Source organism: Thermofilaceae archaeon (assembly GCA_038731975.1).
Lineage (GTDB): Archaea > Thermoproteota > Thermoprotei > Thermofilales > Thermofilaceae > JANXEW01.
Genome location: JAVYQJ010000009.1, coordinates 20912 through 43297, shown reverse-complemented (window position 1 = coordinate 43297; position 22386 = coordinate 20912). Strand labels below are relative to the sequence as shown.

Here is a 22386-nt window from a genome sequence, read left to right as displayed (position 1 = left end):
GATGGAAGGTATCAACGAGCTCAGATGGAATCCTCTGCTAGGAGCTTGGATTATCGTGTCTAGCAAGAGGAGGGGACGGCCTTGGAGGAGTGGGGAGTGCCCCTTCTGCCCGGGTGCTCCCGAGACAGGGTATGGGTGGCGTGTCCTGACGCTCGATAACAGGTTCCCAGCCCTCAGGCCAGACGCTAAGCCTTCCCGCGGCAGTAATGACATCTACGAGGTAAAGCCGGGGTACGGTTACTGCAAGGTCGTCGTGGAAACCCCGCAGCACGAGGGCGACTTGGACGACATACCCTTTGAGGATCTCAGGCTCTACGTTACGGAGCTCATCAGGGTGTCTCGCGAGCTGTGCGCAGATCCCGGGATCCACTACGTGATGCCGTTCAGGAATAAGGGGGAATTGATAGGAGTCTCCCTCACCCACCCCCACAGCCAGATCTACGCGCTCCCGTTTGTCCCACCCAGGGTTCAGAGGGAGATGGTCAACATGGAGAACTTCTGGAAAGAGAAAGGCGAGTGCCTACTCTGCAGGATCCTTCGACTCGAGCTCGAGGAGGCTGTCAGAGTCCTCTACGAGAACGACAGCTTCGTAGCTTTCCTCCCCTTCTTTGCGATGTGGCCCTACGAAGTGCACGTGTATCCCAAGAGGCACTTCGGCTCGCTGTGCGAGATGGGGGAGGCCGAAATAGTAGACCTCGCCGACTGCTTGAAAGTGGTTGCAGCCATGTACAACAGCCTCTTCGACATAGACCTTCCGTACATGATGGTGTTCCATCAGAAGCCCTGCAAAATGGAGGCGAAGTTCTATCACTTTCACGTTGAGTTCTACCCCTTGCACAGGGAGAGGGACAAGCTGAAGTACGCTGCGGGCATCGAGTGGGGTGCCTGGACTTTCACGTACGACTCTCTACCAGAGGATAAGGCATCCGAACTGAAAGCTGCTCTGTCAAGAGGCTTAGCAAAGCTTGAGGCGAAGGGGTACAAGACCAGAGGAACGCCGTTCACTCGAACCTCAACAAAGCCTTGAAAGTTTCATCCCAAATTCACTTCTAGCGTCAAGCTGTACTCGAGCCAGAAAGCAAGGATTGAACTAAACTCCATTTTACTTGTCTAAAAGGGGGCTTTACCAATGGCGTTGTAACCATGTTCACCGAACTTTTCAGCGCCGACATCAGTTATAGCCCACATAGTAAAATTGATATGTTGGGTACGCGAGGTACCCGTGCATGGAGCCGATTCGGAGCAGCTACGATCAGCTGAAGGCTAGGCTGGAGGAGGCTATGCTGCTGATAGAAGCTTGCGGCGAGAAAACCCTGCTAGATGCACTACGGAGGATTTCGGCTAGCCCGTACAATCCTCTACGAGCGTACGTTATGGGCGAAGAGCTGGTGGTAGCGGTGGACACATTCTCGCTCGTGAACATCAACTTGAAGGAGGGAAAAGTGCGCACATGGGACGATTGGAGGGACAGGTTCACAGCTGCTGCTAAGGCTGCAGCCGATGAAGTCTCAAAGAAGCTTCTTGCGCTGATACTGGATAAGGGCGAGAGAGTCCCCTCAACCGTTAGGAGCGAACTCAGTAGGATCATCACGTCAATTGGGAAAAGCGAGGGGGAAGAGTTCTACAAGCTCTTGGGAGAGCTAAAAAGTGCCTTGCGAGAGCTTTCTCAGAGCATCTAGGAGCTAGCTTCTAGCTACAGCCTTAAGCTCAACGAAGAACTTCTTCCCGCACTCGCTCCTTGGGTTGTAGAATAGTTCATCGGGAGTTCCTTCTTCAGCGATCACTCCCCTGTCCATCAGCACAACTCTATCTGCTGCAGCTTCCGCGAAATCCAGCTCGTGGGTTACGATCAACATTGATCTCCCCTGCCTAGCAATTTTAATGAGCGCTTCGAGAACCTCCCTTCTCAGCTCGGGGTCTAAAGCGGAAGTGGGCTCATCTAGGAGCAGTAGAACGGGATCCATCAGCAGGGCTCGTGCTATTGCCACCCGCTGCTGTTGACCGCCGCTCAGCTGCAACGGATACCTCTCGGCGAACTCCTCCATGCCGAACATCTTCAGCACCTCCATCGCTCTTCTTTCGGCCTCCTTCTTCGGCACTTTCTTCACAACCTCAAGCGGTAGAGTCAGGTTGCGCAGCACGGTCATGTGGGGGAACAGATTGTACTGCTGGAAGACGAAGCCCGTCTTCGCCCTTACCCTTCTTACATCCACCCGGTGATCCGTGATCTCTTCACCGTCTAGCACGATCCTGCCGCTCTTTGGCTTCACCAGCAGAACGATACACTTGAGCAGCGTACTCTTGCCAGAGCCGCTCGGTCCCATGATGACTACCTTCTCACCCCTACCAACCCTCAAGTCGACCCCATGGAGTACTTCGTGACCCTTGTACCCAGCCCTTAACTGTTCTACAACAAGTACATCATCGTTAATCCCGCTCATAGCAAACCACCACCTTCCCTCTCGTAGCCTGGTATCCGGAACTTGTGTTCAAGCAGCTTTGCCGCTTGAGAAGCGATCGTGCACAGAGTGAAGTAGATTATGGCTACAGCCGCGTACACCTCTAAAGCCCTCAGAGTGTAAGCGACGAGATACTCACCCCTCCTTGTCAGTTCCACTACTCCGATCACTGACGCTAACGAGCTTTCTTTAATCAGCGTCACGAGCTCGTTCACGAGAGCGGGGACGGCTATCCGAAGAGCCTGGGGTAAAACAACGTAGCGGTAGATCTGCAGCGTACTGAAGCCCAGCGATTCGGCCGAAAGGAACTGTATCTCGGGGATCCCCTTTAGCGCGCTCCTAAGGATCTCGCACTGGTAAGCTGCGCTGTTGAGGCTGACTGCCAGCACGCAGGCGGTGTAAGCGTCTAGCTTGACCCCTATAGCGGGTAAGCCGAAGTAGATGAAGAGCAGTTGGACCAGGAGGGGCGTGCCTCGGAAGATTTCAACGTAGCTCCTAGCCAGCAGCGCGAAGGGTGGAGGAGCGAACACGCGGATGGGTAGGATAAGAACGGCAAGAGCCATCCCGAAAACGAAGGATAGTAAGCTGATCTCGAGCGTTGTCTTCAAGCCATCTAGGAGGAATGGTAAAATGTCTATTATGAAAGAAATTGCTTCACTCAATTTTCAACACCTTTAACTCTCTCCAAGCCACTTTAGGATTTCGCTCTCGAATATCTTCTCCATCTCGCCGCTCTCCAGCAACTGCTCGATAACTTTGTTCACGACGTACTTGAGATCGTACGCTCCCTGTGGCAACGCCACGGCTGCACCGATCCTACCCCCTCCCCCGTAGAAAGCGATTGTTAGCTCGGGGAGCTTCTTGCTGAGCGCGGCCGCGACTGTATCTCCAAGGACCATAACGTCTATGTCCCCTCTTTTTAACGCCATGTACATCTCAGGGTAGACCCTATCGTAGGTGATTATCTGGGACTTATCGCCCAGCGTTTGTCGAGCCCATTCTTCTTGAATTGTGCCGAGTTGAACCCCAATTTTCTTCCCATAGAGATCCTCCACCTTTTGAATACTGCCAAGCTTCTCCTTGAGCACTACGATTGCGTTACCCTTACTGAAGTAGTAAGGTATCGAGAAATCTACGACCTTTCCACGCTCGGCTGTAGGTGTCATATCGGCGAGAACAATGTCTACAACCCCCTTCTGAACCGCTTCAATCAGCGCCGCAAACTTCATGTCCTTGACCTCCAATCGCACGCCTAACTCTTCCGCAATCCTTTTCGCTATCTCAATGTCGATCCCCACGATGTTCCCATCCTTGTCAACGTACTCGAAGGGCGGCCAATCCGCCGATGTTCCCACTATGAGGACTCCGCGAGCTTTTATCCTCTCGACAAAGTTGGGGTTTAGCTTCGACTGGAGGTCGTTCAATTTCGATTGAAGGGCTATGATCGACGGTAGAGCGAGTGCATACCCAATCGCTGCTCCAGCTATTAGTGCCACAACGAGTAGAACTATCGTCTTTTTTTCCATCGCGAAGGGGCTCGAGGAGCTATAAAAATCTTTTACGGTATATGCAGTGATTAATTAAACCATTTTTGTTACAAATGTAACATAATATACGATTATAAGACAAGAGAAAACCATAAATGAAAAGTTATAACCATACCTTCATGCGTAAAACAATAAGCGTCAACCAGGTGGTTCAAGAAATCCTTATCGCAAGACCCCACTTGCTGTCCGCACTGGGCATGGGCATCGTCAATTACTCGGCTCTTGCCCGAGCCCTTAGGAGCGAAGTCGAGAGGAGGATGGGTACGTCGGTCAGCGAGGCAGCAATAAAGGTCGCGTTGATCAGGCTCCGAGAGCAGATTACAAGGGGTATTTCGGGAGAGGACGTGATGCGAGTTATCGCTGAGAGCACTACAACTCTCATCGACGATGTCGGTTTAGCAACGATAAGGTTGTCTGACCCGCTGGAGCTGCTGCATTCGCTCACGGGGATTAAAGCCAGGCTCCTCCAAATCACTCAAGGCATACGGACCCTTACTATCGTTGCAGATAGTGCCTCTCTTCACCAGCTCCTTGCCAGATTCGAGCGCTCCATTGTTGAGGAGGTATACTTCGATCAAGCAGCGGTCATAGTTGAAAGCCCGAAAGCCATCATCACAACGCCAGGCGTAATGGCTTACATGACATTCCTACTTGCGTTCCACGGGATCAACGTCACGCAGGTGATCTCAACCTACACAGACACTCTGTTCATCGTCAGCCGGGAGAAGGCCGTCGAGGCTTACTCTATACTTCGTTCGGCTGTCGAGGAGGCGAGGAGGATCCTGAAAAACATTTAACTGCACTCCACACGGAAAAACCGTGTCCCAGCCGTTAGTTGAAGCGTACTCGTTCGGCCGGTTGAAGCTCGGCGGGAGAGTCTACGAGAGGGACTTGATCGTGACCCCCTCTAGGATCTTAAGCGGCTGGTGGAGGAAGGAGGGTCATCTGTTAACGCTGGAGGATTTGGCCGATGTCGCGGAAACGGAGCAAGTCGATAGCGTCGTGATCGGAACTGGGTATAGCGGCGCGATGGAGGTGCTGGACGAAGTCCTCGAGCATTTCAGGAGGAAGAACGTCGAGGTTTACGTGGCGAACACTCGAAAAGCTGTGGAAATCTACAATGAGCTAGTTAAGGCTGGGCGGAGGGTTCTCGGAGCCTTTCATCTAACCTGTTAGGCACGCTTTCCAAAAGCCCCACGGACATGCACTTATGGGTAGTGTTGAACGTGTCTTTTATAGCTACATGCTCCATTAGCTGCTCCGATGATATTTGTCGCATTCGAAGGCATTGATGGGGCGGGCTTAACTACCCACGCTCGCTTGACGGAGAAGTACCTCGAAAGCAAAGGCTTCAGAACAGTTTTAACGAAGGAGCCGACAGACGGCTTGATCGGCGGCCTGATCAGAGCGTGCCTCAGGGGTGAGTGGAGGACCGACCCGATGACCCTCCAACTGCTCTTTGCAGCAGACAGGTGTCATCACGTGAACACCGTGATCCTCCCCGCCTTAAGAGCCGGGAGAGCCGTAGTTACGGATCGCTACCTGTTTTCCAGCTTAGCATACGGCTCGCTGGATCTGGACTACGAGTGGTTGAAGTCTTTGAACTCCAGGTTTCCGCTCCCCGATATAACGTTCGTTCTGGATATCGAGCCGAACATTGCGTTAGCGAGGATCAGAGAGGATAGATTCGCAATCGAACTCTTTGAGGAGGTTGAGAAGCTCGAGCGCGTCCGCTCAGCGTACAGGCGAGTAGCGGCAGAGTTCGCGAACGTTTACGTCATTAGAACCGATGACGAGGTCGAGGAGGTGCAAAGAAAAGTGGAGGCTCTCATCGACGAATGCTTGGAACGTCTCAGAATGAGGAGAAGCTGCTGACGGTAGCGCTATCGAGGCGTTTAACGAGCTCCACGATCAACTTGACGGCATTAACCACGTCATCCAGATGGGCGATGCTTACGTGGCTGTGGATGTGCCTTGTGGGAACTCCGATAACAATGCTGGGTCTCCCTGTTTTATATAGGTGTAACCGGCCAGCATCCGTTCCTCCCTTCGCAACTACCGACAGTTGGTACGGTATTTTCGCCTCCTCCGCCACTTCGATCACAAACTCCTTCAGCTTCTGATTGGGGATCATGGACGCATCGTACGTCACTATCGTCGGCCCCTTCCCAAGCTTAGCCTGAGCGTCGCGCGGATCGATTCCTGGGACGTCGCCTGCTATATCCACCTCAGTCACGATAGCCACGTCATGGTCAACGGCCCAACCTACCGTCTGTGCGCCCCGTAAGCCGACCTCCTCCTGCACGGTAGCGGCAGCGTAAACCGTGTTCGGGTGCTCAATGCCGTTCTCCCTCAGGAAGCGTACGGCCTCAATGGCGATGAAAGCTCCCAACCTGTCGTCGAAGGCCTTACCCATCACCGTTTTACCGGTGGCTGACAGGGTGAATGGGGAATAGGGAGCTATGGGGTCGCCCAGTCGCACCCCTAGGTTTTTCACCTCTTCCTCGCTCGTTGCACCCACATCTATGAACATCTTGTCCATCGTGACGACCTTCTGCCTCTCTTCCGGGGTTAGGAGGTGCGGGGGTTTGGACGCGATTACGCCCATCACAGGCCCCTTCTTCGTCCTTATCACAACCCTCTGAGATAGCAGAACCTGGTCAAACCAACCCCCAACGGGTGTAAAAGTCACATAGCCCTCCTTCGTGATGTTTGTTACAACAAAGCCGACCTCGTCGACGTGCCCCGCAACAAGAACCCGCGGCCTCTCGCTCGATCCTTTCTTGATGAAGACCAGCGAGCCTAGGTTATCACGTACAACCTCGTCTGCAAAGCTCTTGCCATAGTCATAAAACATTTTAAGAACCTCGTCTTCGAAGCCAGAAGGTCCAACAGCCTCGCAAACTTTCTTCAGAAACTCCAGAGCCTCATTCGAGATTTTGTAGTCTGTCACAAGGGGCGTACTAACCCCCGATTGATTAACCTGCCGCTCTACCTGGCGCAGTTATAATAGCCACCCCCTTACAGGAAAACTCTGTGAGAACAGGGCCAGGCACACGCTTGAAAGGGAAAAGGGTTGCATTTCTTGTCGCTCACGAGTTCGAGGACGTGGAGCTGCTCTACCCGTTTGTCAGACTGAGCGAGGAGGGGGCTGAGGTTACCATCATACCTGTTAAAATCGGCCTTCACCCTCGGCCAGCAATCCTCGATAAACCCGTCACCGGTAGGTACGGGACTCCCGTTCCCTTAGAGGTCTTTGGCTTGGGGGTCAGATACGTAGTGAAAAACATAGAGGAGGTTAAACCCGAAGACTTTGACGCGATAATCATCCCTGGAGGGTTCTCGCCGGATCACCTCAGAATTGACGAAAGAGTTCTGAGTTTCGTCAGGAGGGCTCACGAGTTAGGGAAGATCATAGCTGCGATCTGCCACGGACCACAAGTCCTGATCTCCGCGGGGCTGGTAAAGGGGAGGAAAGTAACGGCCTACAAAGCGGTCAAGGATGACCTAATCAACGCGGGAGCCGTGTTCATTGACGAACCCGCCGTGCGCGACGGCAACATTATAACTGGACGCGTCCCCGACGATCTCCCTGAATTCTGCTTGCTGATTATTGAAGCTTTAAGTGAAAAGAAATAAGTTTATTTTTCTTACTTCTTTATACCTTTTTACTTTTCACTTCAATGCTAGCATTGAGCGGGCGCGCTCAAGCCGTGCCCTGGCCCCAGCTATCAGGTAGCGGTAGTCGCTTCCTAAGGCGATCAACTTGAAGCCCAAGCTTAACGCGTACTTCAACGACTCATCGTCGGGGCAGTACATGCCCCCGGGAACACCTGTTGAACGTGAAGCCTCGGCCACCTTCTCGAGGGCCTTTAGCACCGGTTCTTCCCTCCACGATCTACAGCCGAGGGAGAAGGATAGGTCGTTGGGGCCCACGAAGAACGCGTTTACCCCCTCAACAGCTAGGATGCTCTCGATGTTCTCGACCGCTTCCCTAGTCTCGATTTGGACGACAACGATGACCTTGTCTGCTTCGTTGAAGTACTCGGCGGATCTCAATCCGTAGCTCGCAGCTCTGCGAGGGCCGACGCCTCGTATTCCCGATGGTGGATAACGCGTCGATCTAACAGCTAGTTTAGCCTCCTCCGCTGTGCTCACCAGCGGAAAAAGGATGCCTGCAGCGCCTATGTCAAGAACCCTCTTGACGTACACCGGGTCGTTGGCAGGGACGCGGACTAGCGGTGTCGCTTCACCTCGAACAGCCATCATCATGTACTCAAGCAGGTGTATGTCGAGCGGGGCGTGTTCAGCGTCGAGGAGAAGCCAGTCGAAGCCGAGGAGGGAGAGCATTTCAACAACCTCGGGGTTCCCGATCGTTACCCAGCTGCCTAACGCTACTTCCCCCTTTCGCAGCAGCTGAGGTAGCCTCCCGAACACTTCTTCGCCCCTTGAGGGCGCAAAATATACTTAACCCTCGTAGGTATCCACCGCTGTGCCAAAGCTGGTAATCGCATCAGCCTCTTACGGCCTCTACGCGCCCGAGGCGATGCGCCTTCTCTCCGAGGTTTTCGATGAGATTAGGAGAATTGATCTTAAGGCAAACGAGCCTGAGGAATCCACGATCGGAAAAGTGGGAGACGCGGACGCTCTCATTCTTGGTGCTGGAGGGCGGATAACACGCAGGGTTATGCTGGAGGCCGCGAACCTGAAGATCATTGCCCGCCACGGTATAGGGCTCGATAATGTAGATCTCGCGGCCGCTACCGAGCTCGGAATTCCCGTCACTTACTGCAGGCACACCGGAGAGGAGGTAAGCGTGGCAGAGCACACGGTGGCACTGATACTCGCTTGTGCGAGAAGGATCGTTGAAGCCGATAGAGCGGTAAGGGAGGGGCGATGGGGGGCTAGAGTCCACCTGGTGGGGTTGGAGTTAAGGGGGAAGACCTTGGGGGTGATCGGGCTTGGCGCTATAGGGAGGGAGGTCGCTCAGATCATGAAAGGAGGGTTTGGAATGCGCGTGCTAGCCTACGACCCGTACGTCCCAAACGAAGTTTTCGATCGGGTCGGCGCTACGCGCGTAGACTTGGAGACTTTAATGAGGGAAAGCGACGTGATCACGGTGCACGTCCCGCTCACGGATGAGACGAGAGGACTCCTCAACGCTGAGAAGCTCGCGATCGTCAAGCGGGGCGCCATACTAGTGAACACATCCAGGGGCGCCGTTATCGATGAAGCAGCCCTTCGGAAAGCTTTGGAGGAGGGAAGGATCTACTACGCTGGTCTAGACGTTTTCGAGCGTGAACCCCCTATAGGGAGCCCCCTCTTGACCCTTCAGAACGTCGTTCTCACACCCCACGTGGCGGCTTTCACGAGGGAGGCGCTCTACAGGATGGACATGGCTAACGCTGAAGACCTGGTTAGGTTCTTCCGCGGCGAGAAGCCCCTGCGCCTGGCGAACCCCGAAGTTTACGAAAGAGGCTTGAGATTTGGCAGGAAGCCACCATGAACGTGTTGGCAATAGACATTGGGACGACGAACGTAAAGGCATCGGTAGTGGACGAGAGGGGACGTGTTCTCAGGGTCGCCTCGCGCGAGTTGAGCCTGCATTCGCCTGTCCCAGGCTCGGCGGAGCACTCACCGGACGAATTGCTCTCGGCGATTCGCGGCGCCTCAAAAGAAGCTGCGAAGAGCTTCAGCATTGAAGCGGTGGCCCTTTCCTGCTACCAGCACGGCCTTCTTGTCGTCGACAAGGATCTGAGGCCTTTGACGCACATTCTCACGCACATGGATTGCCGATCGGCACCGTACGTGAAATTGATAGAACAGGCCTGCGACCCCCTCGATCTCTACAAGAGGACTGGTTGCCCCCCGCTGTTCGTTTACGCCCTTCCAAAGATCCTGTGGCTCAAGCGTGAGCGCCCTCACATAGCTGCCCAGGCGTCCCGCTACCTGTTGGTGAAGGACTACGTCGTAGCTAAGGCGCTGGGGGACCCCTACATCGATTACGGCAACGCGTCGGGCTCCCAGCTCTTCAACATTACCGCCAAGAGGTGGGACGATTTAGCGCTACAGCTGGCTGAAGTAGATGAGGGTCAACTTGCCGAGCCTGTTGAGGGGGCAAAAGTCCTCTGCGAGTTGAACGGCAGAGGAGCGGAGATCTTCGGCGTCAAGGCCGGGACGCCCCTAGTCCTCGGCACCTTCGATGGAGCGGCGCAGAACCTGGGCCTCGGGGTGATCGAGGGCTACGATGCTGCCCTCAACTTGGGGACCACGGCCGTCGTTAGGATGCTTTCACGCGAACCCGTGATCGACGAAAAAGCGATGCGGTTGTTCTGCTACTACGCGGCGCACGGCTACTGGGCGTTCGGCGGCAGCACCAACAACGGCGGATCGGTGCTCAGGTGGCTTCGAGACAATTTCGGCTGGCTCGAAGTTACGGCCGGCGAACTACTGGGGGAGGACCCTTACGATATCCTCTGCGCAGAAGCTGAAAGAGTGCCTCCAGGAGCATCAGGCCTCGTTTTCCTCCCCTTCATGGCCGGTGAAAGATTCCCGTTCCGAGACCCTTACCTGCGAGGCGCCCTGCTGGGTCTGCGATATGACCACAGGAAAGGCCACGTGATCAGGGCGTTCATGGAGGGCGTAGCTATGACTATCAGGGCGATCGTAGACGTACTGGCCGAAGTTGAGCATAAACCTTGCAGACTGGTGGGTGGGGGAGGGGGTTTGAAGTCGAAGCTCTGGGCCAGCATCGTATCGAGCGCAACCCGCTTACCCGTGGTTCGCGTCAAAGGTGGTGAACACGCCTCAAACATAGGGGTGGCCGCGCTGGCCTTAATAGCGCTGGGTGCCGCCAGCAGCTTGGAGAGACTGACTGAGTGGAGAGAGGTCTTAGACGTTGTTGAGCCTTCCAGGGAGCTGGTGGACGCTTACGAAGAGCTGTACAGGAGGTTCACCGAAGCCTACGCGCAGCTAGCGCCACTATTCAGAAGCTGGGCTGAGGAAGGTTGAGTCTCAACGGTGGCTGGAGAAAGGGATCGGGTCCCGAGGGCGGCGGGTTCTAGGCTGCGATAACCGCGGGCCTCCCGTCGGCCGGCGTAAGCACTCTCCGCTTGGTTCCAGAGTCTAGCCCAGCTTTAGCGTGAGACCCCCCCTTCTGGCTCTCACGTGGCGCCAGTCGCTGACCACGGCTGCCTTCCTACCCTTCAGCTCCATCACGTACCTGTAGGCTGAGAGTGCTGCTATCGCTCCCATTCCAGCGGAGATCACGGCCTGCTTAAAGGGCAGGTCAGTGACGTCTCCCGCGGCAAAGACCCCGGGCTGGGAGGTTCTGCACTCCCTGTCGACAACCACTTCCCCCTTGTCGTTGAGCTCGACGAAACCCCGTAGGAACCCTGTCCTAGGTTCGTAGCCGATCTCCACGAAGACTCCGTCCACGCGGAGCGCTCTTTCTTCCCCGCTGGCCGTGTCCTTAACGACTAGTTCTTCAACACGCTTTTCACCCCTTATAGCGATGGGCTTGGCTCTGGGCACTAGCTCGACGTTACCCCTAGCCACCACGGACTTGACGGCTTCCTCATCCTCGTAGGGCTTCTCTCCGGAGAAAACCCAGTAGACTTTTGCAGCGTACTCAGCCAGCACGTTGACGCTCTCCCAACCGTGGTACCCCCACCCGATGAGGGCTACCACCTTGCCCCTGTACAGCGGAGCGTCGCAAACGACGCAGTAGGATACCCCCCTCCCCTTCAGCTCTCTCTCACCCGGGACGCCAAGCTCCTTGGGGGCTTTACCGCACGCCAGGATGATCGAATGAGCCTTGTACTCACCGTTTAAAGCGCGCACCGTGAAGATCTGCCCTTCCCTCTTTATCTCCTGAACCTCATCGAAGACCACTTCCGCGCCGAAGGCTCTCGCCTGAGCTTCAACCCTCTGCGCGAGCTCGAAGCCCCTAATGCTCTCGAAACCGGGGTAGTTCTGTATCTCAGGCGCGAGCAGCAGCTGCCCGCCTATATCGGCGGTTACGACGAGCGTCCTTAACCCCTGCCTAGCCGCGTAGAGTGCCGCCGTAAACCCGGCAATCCCACCCCCAACCACGAGGACGTCGTAGATCTCAACACCCATAAGACCCCAGGCGTGCAACCCTCTAAAAACACTGCTCTACCCGCATTTTCGGCCAACTAATGGGAGAAGCTTATTATGAGTACAAGCGAAATGGAGTAGGATGCTCAGGCTGGAGTGGAGCGCAGGCACCATACTTCTGAGGGGCCAACCCCCGCCTCTGGTGGCTGCGTTCTTCAAGTTCGATCCCAGGGTGAAGTGCTACCGGGCTCTCGCCATCCAGTACCGTTGGATCACGGAGGCGCTTAACCAAGCCGGGATTCAGTACCAGGACGACGTCCTCCACCCGATGCCCTGCCGCATCAACCCTCGGCGGATCGAGCTGAGGGACTACCAGCGCGAAGCGCTTGAGGCTTGGAAGCGTGAGCGGCGCGGTATCATCGTCCTACCCACGGGAGCTGGCAAGACTATGGTGGCCATCGCTGCTATAGCGGAGCTGGCGTGCCCTACTCTGATCGTTGTGCCCACGCTGGAGCTGATGGACCAGTGGGAGGCGAACGTTAAGCGGTACCTGAACGTTACACCGGGTAGGTACGGTGGTGGAGAGAGGAAGTTGGAGTGCGTGACGATCTCAACTTACGATTCAGCCTACATCAACGCTGAGCACCTCGGTGACAAATTCGAGCTCATCATCTTCGACGAGGTCCACCACCTGCCTAGCCCCGGCTATAGGCAGATCGCGGAGCTCTGCGCCGCACCCTGGAGGATGGGGCTCACGGCAACGCCTGAGCGGGAGGATGGTTTGCACGTCGACCTCCCTTACCTGGTGGGGCCCGTCGTGTACAGGAGATACGCAAGAGAGATGGCGGGGAAATGGCTCGCTGAGTTCGACTTGGTGCGCGTATACGCGCACATGTCGGAAGAGGAAAGGGAGCTGTACAACAGGCTCACAAAGATCTACAAGGGATTCTTGAGAAAGCGCGGGTTAAGGCTGGTCGGCGAGAGGGGATTCGAGAAATTAATATCGTTGAGCGTGAGGGACTTGGAGGCGAGGGAGGCTCTGCTCGCGTGGTATCGGGCTAGGAGGATGGCGCTTCACGCGTCCTCTAAGTTGGAGATACTGGAGGATCTGCTGGAACGGCACCGCACCGATAAGGTGCTGATATTCGCTGAGCACAGCGACGTGGTCAGGGTCATATCCGCCCGCTTCCTCATACCCGAGGTAACGTATAAGACTCCGGAGGAGGAGCGGAAAGCTGTTCTCGCAGCTTTCAGGGAAGGTAGGGTCCACGCCATAGTGACTAGCAAGGTGCTGGAGGAGGGGGTGGACGTGCCCGACGCTAACGTGGCGATCATACTGAGCGGCAGCGGGAGCAGGAGGGAGTTCGTTCAGAGGCTGGGGAGGATCCTCAGGCCGAAGGAGGGGAAGCGCGCGGTACTCTACGAGGTTATAACCTCAGGGACGAAAGAGGTTACGATCTCTAGGCGGAGGCATCGCGCGCTTGAAGGGTGATGCAGATTGCTCCCCTCGAACCTCCTAGTTGCGAGAGTCCGATGGGGTCGAGTCGAACCTCTCTTGCTTAAGCCGGAAGGCTTACCGCTAGCCATTGCGGAGGAAATCCTCAGCCGGATTAAGAGTGGGGTTGGCAAGAGCGAAAGCGATCTGATGGCGGAGTTCGAGGATCTGGAGGAGCTAGCTCTGGAATCGGGGATGGATCTGAGGGTTGTCAGAGCCATGGCGGCGATTGCGCTTCGCGAGTCGAGGTTTGAGAGGGTGAAAACGACGTTGGATCCCGTTAGGGCAAGGCTTGAAATCTTCGAAGAGGCTGGGACCATGTGCGGGATCGCTGTTAGGGAGGATGAGAGGAAGGAAGTTCTGCGTCGGGTCTCGGAGAGGCTGGGATGCAGTGTGGAGGAGCTTGAAAAGATCCTAACGAAGCACATGGTAGAAGAGCTCGTAGAACCGGCCCAGCTCACAGCAGAAGAGCTTGTCAAGGAGTACAATCTATCGATGGTTCAAACGCTACTCTTCAAAGCTTTGCGGCTTGAAGTACTGTTCAAGTCTGATGGCGCTACTGCGAAGCGGCTCCTACGCGCTGTAAAAAGCTTAGGCTTACTCTACATCGCCGAGCAGGCTGGCGGCGGTGTTAGGCTGACCATCGACGGCCCAGCGTCCCTCTTGAGGCAGACGAGAAGGTACGGTACTCGTCTAGCGAAGCTTGTACCCTATATCATGCGCGCCGACCGCTGGGATATAAGGGCGGATATCGAGGGGCGCACGAGAGTCCTCAAGTTTGAGTTGAACGACTCTAAGGCGAAGTTATTCCCCCTGAAAGAGGTGGAGCTGGAACCGGTATTTGATAGCGAGGTGGAGCGGGAGTTCTTCAAAAGCCTCTCCGCGCTTTCACCGGCCTGGGTTGTCAGGCGCGAGCCCGAGCCTCTAGTTGTTGGCGGTCGCATATTCATCCCGGATTTTTCCGTCTCGTGCGGAGGGAAGAAGGTGTACATAGAGGTTGTGGGCTTTTGGACTAAGGAGTACTTGGAGAAGAAGCTGCAGAAGCTGAGAGAGGTGAGAGGCATCAACCTCATAGTCGCGGTCGACGAGGAACTGGCCTGCTCCTCCATCGAGAACTTGCCTCACGACGTGGTATTGTTCAGGCGTAGGCTCAGGGGTGCTGACGTCTACCCCGTCTTAAAGCGCTACTTGGGGGTGCCTCCCCCTAGAGCGGGGCAGCCGTCGCAGCAGTTCGACTTAGAACAGATTAGATCAGCACTACCCGACCTAGATGGCATGACGCTGGAGGAAGTAGCGAAGCTTCTTGAGGAGAGGGGGGTTGAAAGGGGCGCGGCAACCGAGGTTGTGGAGAGGCTAGGATACCGTGTTGAGTGGCGATCCCTCGACCCTTCCCGAGCCGTGGTGAGGAGAGGGTAGCTAATCCTTATTTGCGACTATGACCTTCTCACTCGCGTGAATGGGCAACCCTACGAAGCCCACGTGGCGGTAGTAAGTTGCGAAGACACAATTGAGACAGAGGGCGCGCTCGTGATCAACGTTGAGCCGAGCTGCAAACGCGGCTTTGAGGGTGCCGTTACTCTCGAATACCCCCTCTCCCAGCTCACCTCTAGGCCACCGGAGGAGCTTAACGAGCTGGCGTTAACAGCTCTCAGGTTCGCGAAAGCGGGTAGCCGCGTAATCATCGTTGGCTTGGGGGAAGACGATGATAGACCCTGCTACTTGGCGAACGCGCTTCTCGTAGCGCTCAAGGGGCAACCCTTGCTACAGTGCTCGCTGAGCAGGGCGCAGGAGCAAACTCTCAACTGGTACGCAAGGCTAAAGGAGCTCATAGGGTTAGAGCAGCTTCACGCGCTCTTTGGAGTCGGTAAAGCGTACGAGTTCGGCTCCGGGCTTGAGCATGCTTCGACGGTTGCGAACATAAGCCTGGATCTAGCTCAAGCCGTCAGTAGAGGCACGCTTACCCACCGCTATCTGAAGTCCCTTTACGTTGCCGGCCTCCTACACGACATTGGGAGGTTCGTCTCAGAGCGGGGGCACGAGGAGATAGGAGTCCGGATGCTCATGGCGCACAAGGATGCTCTCCCGGGAGATGTGGATGTAGACCTAATATCCTTCTGCATAAGGCACCACAGGAGACACACCAACCCGGAAAATGATCCTGCGGTAGAAAGCCTGGGGGAGAACGGCTTAATCCTCGCCGCAGTAGTTCGGCTAGCCGATGCCTTCACGAACGTGTATGAGAAGGAGGATTACTGGGGCGTCTACCTCAGCGAAGATGGGATCGCAGTGGTGGCCAGACGGGTGAATAAGGAGAGGTTCGAATCTAAGGGTAAATTGCTTGAAAAGATCACCGGCGTAAAGGTTACGTTACGCCAACCGGGGTAGGATCAGCTCTTAGGCTCTCGTTCACCGATCGCTCGATCGGACTTCATCACCTCCCCGCTCTCCGCAAGGAGCTCGTAGACCCTTCTTATGTATTTGGCTCGCTCAGACGAAGGTAGCGTTCCCCAGAGCAGCATCTGCTTCCTCAAGTCGTCCAGGTAGCCGTACTGCGAGGGCCCCGTCCAGACGCTGCCGAGACCCTTAAGCAGCTTCAAGCTCACTGCGGCTCTCCATCCGCCAACCCTCTCTCTGACAAAGTAGAGATTCACTTCTTGCTCGGTTCCAGCATCGTACGGGTACAACCTGATATTGACTACAAGCTTCTTCTCCTTGATATCCACCTTGGGATCAGAGGAGACCTTGAACAAGCGCTTCTCGTAGCCAGCCCCCAGGTAGTACTCCTGCAGGTACAGCAGCACAGCCTGTGCCTCCCTCTCTGTTGGGACTCGGAACGGTAGTGGAATGTCCCATAGAGAACCTCGCGGCGTTCTTGGAACCTTCCACTTCCTCTCAAGTGAGGGTGTGATTATCCTTGAGGCTAAGTAAGAGGGATAAGCTGCTGCGGCCAGCGTAGACAGCAGCACTAGGAAGAGGACGAGCGAGATCGCTACGGATGCGTAGTTAAAAACGAACGTTACAGGTAGCACGCCCACGGCTCTCATCACCTTGCTCAGCGCCCACCCGGCGAAGTATCCGAGCGTCGCACCCATGAACCCGTAGACGGCGAACTCCGTGATGAACATGAGCATGGCCCCACTCGGAGATAACCCCACGCTGCTGTAGGTGAAAAGATCTCTCGTTCGCTCCTTAATACTGCCTAGCAAGGAGACCACGATGCTCAAGGAGGTGATCGCAAAGGGCACAACCATCATCTCCCAACCTAGAGCCATGTATGTTGGGAACCTCGAGTAGGCGATTACAGAGCCATCCTTCCTCTGTCCGTAGCATAGAGCGTCAACGGCGTAGGCTATCTCGTGAGCGAGCCTCTCAAACTCTTCCTCTCCCACATCAGGGTTGAGGATGATGTCTACCACGGAGACCCTTCCGCCCAGTTTCAGCGCTACACCGCTCGGTATGATCACGACCCTGCTCCACGCGTACGGTTGGGGTACTATCGCGCCGCCTAACGGGACGGCGAAGCCGTGGAGCTGAGCGTAGTAGATAGAGTCGACGGGAGCGAGCCTCCTACCATCGGGGTCTTTCAAAGCGTCCATCGCTGTCTCCGAGAAGATACCTGTTACAACGAACTTCATACCATACAGCTCGATTTCGTCGCCCACGTCAACCCCCAGCTGGTTAGCCATCGACACCGGTAGCACGATGGCGGGCTGCTCCTCGCTGAAGAACGGCTTAGGAAGCCCTCTAACCATCGCGTTGCGTAGTAGTAGGGAAGCTGCTTCGGGTGTAAGGCCCAAAGCGACTGGTACGGGGATGCTGACGTTATGCGATAAAGCGAGGGCGTAGGGTCCTAGGTTGATCACTGATGGCGAGTAGTAGACTACCCGTGGGCTCACGACGCCTTTCTCGCCAACGATAGCCCTCAACATTTCAATCGTTGGAACGTCTAGCATATCGCCCAGCACAGCATATGCCCTTTTTACGGTGAACCCGTAGAAGTTGGCAGTAACGAGCTCCATCGGCTTCGGCAGCACAGCTGTGTAAGGCGAGACTGAGGCGAGTGAGACGAGCGCCATCGCGAAGACCGTTATCGGGATAAGCGTCAGTATCGATCTGAGTGGGCGCTTCCTCATGTTCTCAGTCGACAGGGAAACGGCCATCAGCATGGCAGCTGTCCTCTCTGTAACTACCTCGTGGTACCCCAGAAGCTGGGCCGCTACCCGGGAGACGATATCTGAGGCCTCCCTGTAGAATATCCACAGGACTATGGTCATCAGAATTAGCATCCCGATGGCGAGAGCTGCTAGCAGCGTGCTTGGAACCACCCAGAAAGCCGGGTGCGTAAACGCGTAGATCACGAATAGAGCGATCTGAAAAGCGAGAACGTTGAAGATCATGCGGAGCCCCTCGCCCTTTGTGAGCAGCCTCTCCAAGAAGTAGCCGGTGACGATGATGAAGGGTACTAGCGTGACGGCTGACCTTATGCACTCCTCGTAGAGAGGCATCACCTCGTTGGAGTACGCGCGGGAAGCAAAACTCCAGGCTGCAAGCGAGTTCCTGAAAGCCGCGCTCCACGTGTTGTTGCGCAGAGCGTTAACAGCCTGGCGGAGGTAATGCTCAGCGTAGCCAATCATGAGGTCAGCGCTAAGCCTTCTTACTTCGCGCTCACTAAGCACCGAGTACCTCTGCGCCGCTATAGTGTACGTGCCAACAGCGTAGTCTAGCGCCCATAGGGTCTTTTTAGCCTCGATTGCGATACCTGTCGGCCAGCGCGCGCCGATCGATAGGGTCACAGTAACATTCTGAACATAGCTAGCAAACACCAGGTACACGCCGCTTCTCTCGTTTGAAGAGACAAAAGTGTACAAAGGCGTGATTCCCGTTGAAGTCTCGAACACCGTGGGCCACGCTCCGCCACCGGCCCAAACGTTCGAGGAAGCGTACCTAGGATCATCGAGTGTACGCCTCATCAAGGTTGGGTTGTACAAATCCACGAGGACTCTGACATTCATTGGCATAACGTAAGTGCTCGTGTAACCCCTTTCCACGAGCAAGTTAATCCATGTGGGCCCCCCGCTCCGCATGCCCCACGCCGGTGCGATCATCCACGTCTCGTTCAGAATCTTCCAAGCTTCGACGTACCACGCGTTAAGGCCCTGCGGCGTAACACCGTAGATCAAAACAGTACCGTTACTGTCAGCCCTGGCTAACATCCAGGCGAAGGGGTACGAGCTCCACCTGCTAACCCTAACAATCGCGTAGGGAACTGGATCATACCAGCCTTTAGTGATGTTGTACTGGAGCACCTGCACTTGCAATTGCAAGAAGCCCCAGTACAGTAGTGGATGCCTTCTGGTTGGCAGTATCAGGCTTTTCATTACGCCGATTGTCGGCTCATTCAAGAGCGCGCTAGCGATCATTACAGCTGACGCAAGCTGCGGTACAACCCTGTCTTCGAAGTTGCTCCTCACGTAGTGTAGATCGCTTACGGGTTCGCCCTCGAAGGGTCTGTAACTGTAGGAGGTTCTCAACGTGAATGCCGCCATCCCCGCGATTACGAACGGCTCGGTGTCCAAAACATACGGTTTGCTCATCGTGCTGGACCACATCCACTCGGGCCCGTGAGTTAGATCGATGGGCCTTACGACGCCTAGCGTGCGTATAGCACTTCGCAAAGCCGCGCTTCGCGGTAAACCCGTTTCATTGAGGTACTCTCCCACTAATCCCGCATACGTGTTCACCATGCCCTGAAGCCAGTAGAACTTTGTCGTTATGAAAGTCCTACCCGATGTCTGGTAGAAGTGGCCCACGTAGATTAACGAGGCAATGGGGATATCGGCCGAGATATCGAGCCCCATGATGTACCAGATCGTTCTTTCGCCTCGGATGAGATCGGGTCGCCGCAGAATGAAGTGCTCGATAAAGTAGCGGGGCCCCACTAAACCGTTCCAGTGTCCGGAGGTGAAGAGGAACCAGGCGGTGCGCGGAGGTCTGTTTAAAGCCAGGTACCGCATGAGCTCGAGGAGAGCTGCGGTGGAAATCGCCTCTTCCGTCGAGTTCGCCAGTCCCGGCGCTACGCACCATGCGTCGAAGTGGGCTACGAACATAATGATCTCATCCCTCTTCTCGGTACCGGGGATTTCCACAAGCACGTTGTGGCCGGTGACATCGCGCAGCTCCATGTCGGTGCGAACTCTCGCCCTTACGGGCCCCCTCCTCAATAGCTCCCTGAGGGCTGCAGCCTCCTTAGGCTCCAGGTAGAGACGCATGAAGGGTACAGGGGTGATAGGGTCGAACTTTCCGAGGGCTTCACGCTGCGGGTTGCCCCCTCCGAGGAAGATGACCGCTTTCGCACCAAAGCGGAGCGCGTTCAACCAGTTGCTGCCGCTACCATCGTACTCCATCACGACGATACTCCCGTTAACTGGTTTCCCGTCGAACTCCTCCAACCCACCCCTCCCCACGTAGACGAGCGGAGCCTCCTTCACGCCCGCGCCCGCTGCTATCCCTCCATGCGGCCAGAGGCTGTAAGCTCTTAAAACGAGGTGGTAAGGTTCTAAAACTTCTACGTAGCTCTCAGTCTCTACGGGAGCCAGAATAGTGAAGTTTTGAACAGTGTAAGTCAGGTTAAGAGCCTTAACCTCGTTGACTATCAACCCTAAAACTCTCTCGTACCCAGGGTATCCGGGAGCGCGTGGCCCAAGCGACGCTATGCTCTCTGCCAGCTCTAAGACGCGAGTGTAGTTGTACCCCCTCAGAGAGATGCGAATGGCTTCCTGTACGGGATTAGCACCCTCCTGAGCCAAGGCTAGAAGCGGCGCAATGAACAGTATTAACGCTGCCGCGAGCAACACCCGATGTCCCCGCACTACTCTCACCACGGCCATGTCCAGCTCGCCCTGCCTATTAAACCTATTAGAGTAAAGATGGAGCTTGCCAGCCCATCACCCAGCAACGCTCCGGACGCTACAACTCCTTTGAACCCGGACCAACGAGCAGCCCTCTCTCTACCAATCAGCTTCGGCACTATGTAGCTCGCAAGAAGAGAGCTTATGAACCTCATTATCGCCGTACCAGGGTTTGTTGTCAACCCCATCATTACGCCCGCGATGGATAAGGGCCAATGGAAAACGATGTTCATGGATTCTAGGGCTGCGAATAACAGCAGGAAGAAGCCAGTTGAGGGTAGGATCACCTCAGGCTTCAGAGGTAGCACTCCCGACATCACAACGCAGTCGTACGCCGATTGATCCCTCATGCCAACGGTGGACGGATAAGCCATGCTGGGTATGGGTGCCAGCTTCCACATCGCGTCCAACACCAGGATGTTCACGATAGTGCCTATGACGAAGGATATCACGATGATCTTCACCAAATCCATCGGCCTCGCACCCACTAGGCTAGCCACCTTAATCGCCTGGACACCGCCACCCGTCATTCCACCCACCATGGGAGGCCCGAACAACAAGGCCGCGACGCGTGTTGAAGGAGGCAGAACGTCTATCATGGAGTAAACTACGGCCTGCCAAGCGTAGGGTGGCATTCCCAGGCTGGGACCCGCTTTCCCAGTCATGTACGCGTTTGTGATCGGTATTAGGAGGCCCAGCCCCATCACCATCGCAGCGATCACGTAGAGGGGCAAGCCGGGCATGAGCATCCAGTACAGAACACTCGCAGCTCCCGTTGCGACGAAGAACATTGCTAGGAGCACGGGCAGTGGCGGGTATTCCCTCGCCTGAGCTGAACCGGCCCTTGCCAGCGCAGTTAGTGCCCTAGCGATCTCCTTCCTGTACCTGACGACGAGGAGGATTGACATGCCTAGTGCAGCGCCCATCTGAATCGGCGCCCATATCCGCAGCGTGGATCTCTCCCAGATCATCCAGAATGTCATGCCCTTCTGGTACTCCTGAGCCCAGTCGGGGAAGAAGGACCTGAAGAAGGGGTGCGTTACAAAGAGCGAATTCAGAATAGTCCAAACCAGGATCGAAGTAACCAGTGCGGCTGCCGTCACATCAAGCGGCATCATGAAGCCCGAGAAGAAAGCCCACGGCGTAAAATCCACACCTATGATGCCGCCTGGCAGGTAGTCGGTTATCTGAGGGGTGAAATCGTAGAAGCCTATGGCTGGCACGGGTAAGCCTACGATTATGCCTACGCTTGGCAGGTATATCAGCGTGGATACGAAGAACAAGATGCCGACCATGGGTAGAAAGCCTCGGAGCCATTCGGCGGGGCGATCGGTCAGCATGGAGATGTACGTTGCGTCTATCTGCGCGAAGGGGAAGGGTAGCGACTCCACCTCAACGAAGAGGTAGGAGGTTAGCAGTATCATGGATAGCTCCGCTATGAGCCAGAGCACGGTGAATGTGAGAGCGATGAGAAGCGGTACAAGCATGTGGGGGTGGAAGAAGGTTCTGAGCGCGAATATCGGCGAATCAGCTGGGGGTGCAAGCCACGTTGGTAAAAGCTTAGCCACCGGTTGCCCCGCTATCAGGAACGAGTTTGTAACCTCGCCAACCCTCAGATAGGCTCTGTATATCAGGGGATACGCGCTGAAGAATACCTGAAAAGACAGAGCGTAGAAGAGGGCGTAGACCTCCTGTTTGGACAGATCGGCGCCCAGAAACCGGCTTACGTATATGAACAGGAGTACGAGCGTGTAATTGCTTAAAACTCCGAATACGCCGCCGGCCAGCGCTATGTAGATGTTTGAAGGCACTAGTAAGAGGATTAGCATCGTTAGGATTAGCAGAGTACGCTTTGTGAGACCCGAGACCCTCGTCGTAGAGCTTTCTTGCCCTGCCAC

At 55.6% G+C, this 22386-nt stretch carries 19 protein-coding genes; 11 read left to right on the top strand and 8 right to left on the bottom strand.

From position 1 onward, the window contains the following. The first annotated feature begins 1 nt into the window (after position 1). Positions 2 to 1027 (top strand): galactose-1-phosphate uridylyltransferase, encoded by a 1026-nt coding sequence (gene galT, locus QXF46_05640; protein ID MEM0226339.1) that lies wholly within the window; start codon positions 2 to 4, stop codon positions 1025 to 1027. Between the two features lie 199 nt (positions 1028 to 1226). Then, positions 1227 to 1679 (top strand): hypothetical protein, encoded by a 453-nt coding sequence (locus QXF46_05635; GenBank protein ID MEM0226338.1) that lies wholly within the window; start codon positions 1227 to 1229, stop codon positions 1677 to 1679. Between the two features lie 3 nt (positions 1680 to 1682). On the opposite strand, the gene QXF46_05630 is transcribed toward QXF46_05635, so the two are convergent. Genes QXF46_05630 through QXF46_05620 form a run of 3 tightly spaced genes read right to left on the bottom strand, consistent with a single transcriptional unit; the run spans position 1683 to position 3985 of the window. After that, complete coding sequence (locus QXF46_05630; protein ID MEM0226337.1) at positions 1683 to 2441, bottom strand: amino acid ABC transporter ATP-binding protein; 759 nt, start codon at positions 2439 to 2441, stop codon at positions 1683 to 1685. Then, positions 2438 to 3121: an amino acid ABC transporter permease gene (locus QXF46_05625; protein ID MEM0226336.1), complete on the bottom strand. Its 684-nt coding sequence runs from the start codon at positions 3119 to 3121 to the stop codon at positions 2438 to 2440. Before QXF46_05625 ends, QXF46_05630 begins: the two co-directional genes overlap by 4 nt. A gap of 12 nt (positions 3122 to 3133) precedes the next feature. Then, complete coding sequence (locus QXF46_05620; GenBank protein ID MEM0226335.1) at positions 3134 to 3985, bottom strand: ABC transporter substrate-binding protein; 852 nt, start codon at positions 3983 to 3985, stop codon at positions 3134 to 3136. A gap of 140 nt (positions 3986 to 4125) precedes the next feature. On the opposite strand from QXF46_05620, the gene QXF46_05615 reads away from it, so the two are divergent. The 3 genes from QXF46_05615 to tmk all read left to right on the top strand — a co-directional run bounded on the left by QXF46_05615 (position 4126) and on the right by tmk (position 5881). Beyond that, entirely contained in the window at positions 4126 to 4803 is a 678-nt protein-coding gene (locus QXF46_05615; protein ID MEM0226334.1) for an ACT domain-containing protein, read from the top strand. 22 nt (positions 4804 to 4825) lie between these two features. Further along, positions 4826 to 5182 carry an Mth938-like domain-containing protein gene (locus tag QXF46_05610; GenBank protein MEM0226333.1) on the top strand — a complete coding sequence of 119 codons (357 nt, stop codon included), beginning with the start codon at positions 4826 to 4828 and terminating at the stop codon, positions 5180 to 5182. Between the two features lie 87 nt (positions 5183 to 5269). Further along, a complete protein-coding gene (tmk, locus tag QXF46_05605; protein ID MEM0226332.1) occupies positions 5270 to 5881 on the top strand; it encodes a dTMP kinase in 612 nt (203 codons plus the stop codon). On the opposite strand, the gene QXF46_05600 is transcribed toward tmk, so the two are convergent. Continuing rightward, a complete protein-coding gene (locus tag QXF46_05600) occupies positions 5859 to 6959 on the bottom strand; it encodes a M42 family metallopeptidase (protein ID MEM0226331.1) in 1101 nt (366 codons plus the stop codon). The two genes, tmk and QXF46_05600, sit on opposite strands and share 23 nt — an antisense overlap. Positions 6960 to 7066: 107 nt before the next feature. Here QXF46_05600 and QXF46_05595 point away from each other — a divergent pair, with 107 nt between their 5' ends. Beyond that, positions 7067 to 7645: a type 1 glutamine amidotransferase domain-containing protein gene (locus QXF46_05595; GenBank protein ID MEM0226330.1), complete on the top strand. Its 579-nt coding sequence runs from the start codon at positions 7067 to 7069 to the stop codon at positions 7643 to 7645. A gap of 36 nt (positions 7646 to 7681) precedes the next feature. Here QXF46_05595 and QXF46_05590 read toward each other — a convergent pair whose 3' ends face one another. Next, on the bottom strand, positions 7682 to 8443 hold the full coding sequence (locus QXF46_05590; GenBank protein MEM0226329.1) for an aldolase/citrate lyase family protein: 762 nt from the start codon (positions 8441 to 8443) through the stop codon (positions 7682 to 7684). A 55-nt stretch (positions 8444 to 8498) separates the two neighbouring features. On the opposite strand from QXF46_05590, the gene QXF46_05585 reads away from it, so the two are divergent. Together QXF46_05585 and QXF46_05580 are read left to right on the top strand one after the other, a co-directional pair. Next, positions 8499 to 9512 (top strand): hydroxyacid dehydrogenase, encoded by a 1014-nt coding sequence (locus QXF46_05585; protein ID MEM0226328.1) that lies wholly within the window; start codon positions 8499 to 8501, stop codon positions 9510 to 9512. Then, a complete protein-coding gene (locus tag QXF46_05580; GenBank protein MEM0226327.1) occupies positions 9509 to 11017 on the top strand; it encodes a gluconokinase in 1509 nt (502 codons plus the stop codon). Before QXF46_05585 ends, QXF46_05580 begins: the two co-directional genes overlap by 4 nt. A 114-nt stretch (positions 11018 to 11131) precedes the next feature. Here the strand turns inward: QXF46_05580 and QXF46_05575 are convergent, their stop codons facing one another. After that, complete coding sequence (locus tag QXF46_05575; protein ID MEM0226326.1) at positions 11132 to 12127, bottom strand: FAD-dependent oxidoreductase; 996 nt, start codon at positions 12125 to 12127, stop codon at positions 11132 to 11134. A gap of 100 nt (positions 12128 to 12227) precedes the next feature. Between QXF46_05575 and QXF46_05570 the strand changes: the two genes are divergently transcribed. From QXF46_05570 to QXF46_05560, 3 genes are read left to right on the top strand one after another with little or no spacing between them, the layout of a single operon-like run. Continuing rightward, positions 12228 to 13577 carry a DEAD/DEAH box helicase family protein gene (locus QXF46_05570; protein ID MEM0226325.1) on the top strand — a complete coding sequence of 450 codons (1350 nt, stop codon included), beginning with the start codon at positions 12228 to 12230 and terminating at the stop codon, positions 13575 to 13577. Between the two features lie 6 nt (positions 13578 to 13583). Then, complete coding sequence (locus QXF46_05565; protein MEM0226324.1) at positions 13584 to 14996, top strand: DUF790 family protein; 1413 nt, start codon at positions 13584 to 13586, stop codon at positions 14994 to 14996. Between the two features lie 36 nt (positions 14997 to 15032). Beyond that, positions 15033 to 15965 (top strand): HD domain-containing protein, encoded by a 933-nt coding sequence (locus QXF46_05560; protein ID MEM0226323.1) that lies wholly within the window; start codon positions 15033 to 15035, stop codon positions 15963 to 15965. A gap of 2 nt (positions 15966 to 15967) precedes the next feature. On the opposite strand, the gene QXF46_05555 is transcribed toward QXF46_05560, so the two are convergent. Then, the gene (locus QXF46_05555) at positions 15968 to 20461 is read right to left on the bottom strand and encodes a M28 family peptidase (protein ID MEM0226322.1); all 4494 of its coding nucleotides are present in this window, start codon (positions 20459 to 20461) and stop codon (positions 15968 to 15970) included. Continuing rightward, positions 20455 to 22386 (bottom strand): hypothetical protein, encoded by a 1932-nt coding sequence (locus QXF46_05550; GenBank protein MEM0226321.1) that lies wholly within the window; start codon positions 22384 to 22386, stop codon positions 20455 to 20457. Before QXF46_05550 ends, QXF46_05555 begins: the two co-directional genes overlap by 7 nt.

Bases quoted from the DNA above. Each gene is read 5' to 3' on its own strand.
- galT (MEM0226339.1), top strand. From the start codon at position 2: ATGGAAGGTATCAACGAGCTCAGATGGAATCCTCTGCTAGGAGCTTGG.
- QXF46_05635 (MEM0226338.1), top strand. From the start codon at position 1,227: ATGGAGCCGATTCGGAGCAGCTACGATCAGCTGAAGGCTAGGCTGGAG.
- QXF46_05630 (MEM0226337.1), bottom strand. From the start codon at position 2,441: ATGAGCGGGATTAACGATGATGTACTTGTTGTAGAACAGTTAAGGGCT.
- QXF46_05620 (MEM0226335.1), bottom strand. From the start codon at position 3,985: ATGGAAAAAAAGACGATAGTTCTACTCGTTGTGGCACTAATAGCTGGA.
- QXF46_05615 (MEM0226334.1), top strand. From the start codon at position 4,126: ATGCGTAAAACAATAAGCGTCAACCAGGTGGTTCAAGAAATCCTTATC.
- tmk (MEM0226332.1), top strand. From the start codon at position 5,270: ATGATATTTGTCGCATTCGAAGGCATTGATGGGGCGGGCTTAACTACC.
- QXF46_05580 (MEM0226327.1), top strand. From the start codon at position 9,509: ATGAACGTGTTGGCAATAGACATTGGGACGACGAACGTAAAGGCATCG.
- QXF46_05575 (MEM0226326.1), bottom strand. From the start codon at position 12,127: ATGGGTGTTGAGATCTACGACGTCCTCGTGGTTGGGGGTGGGATTGCC.
- QXF46_05570 (MEM0226325.1), top strand. From the start codon at position 12,228: ATGCTCAGGCTGGAGTGGAGCGCAGGCACCATACTTCTGAGGGGCCAA.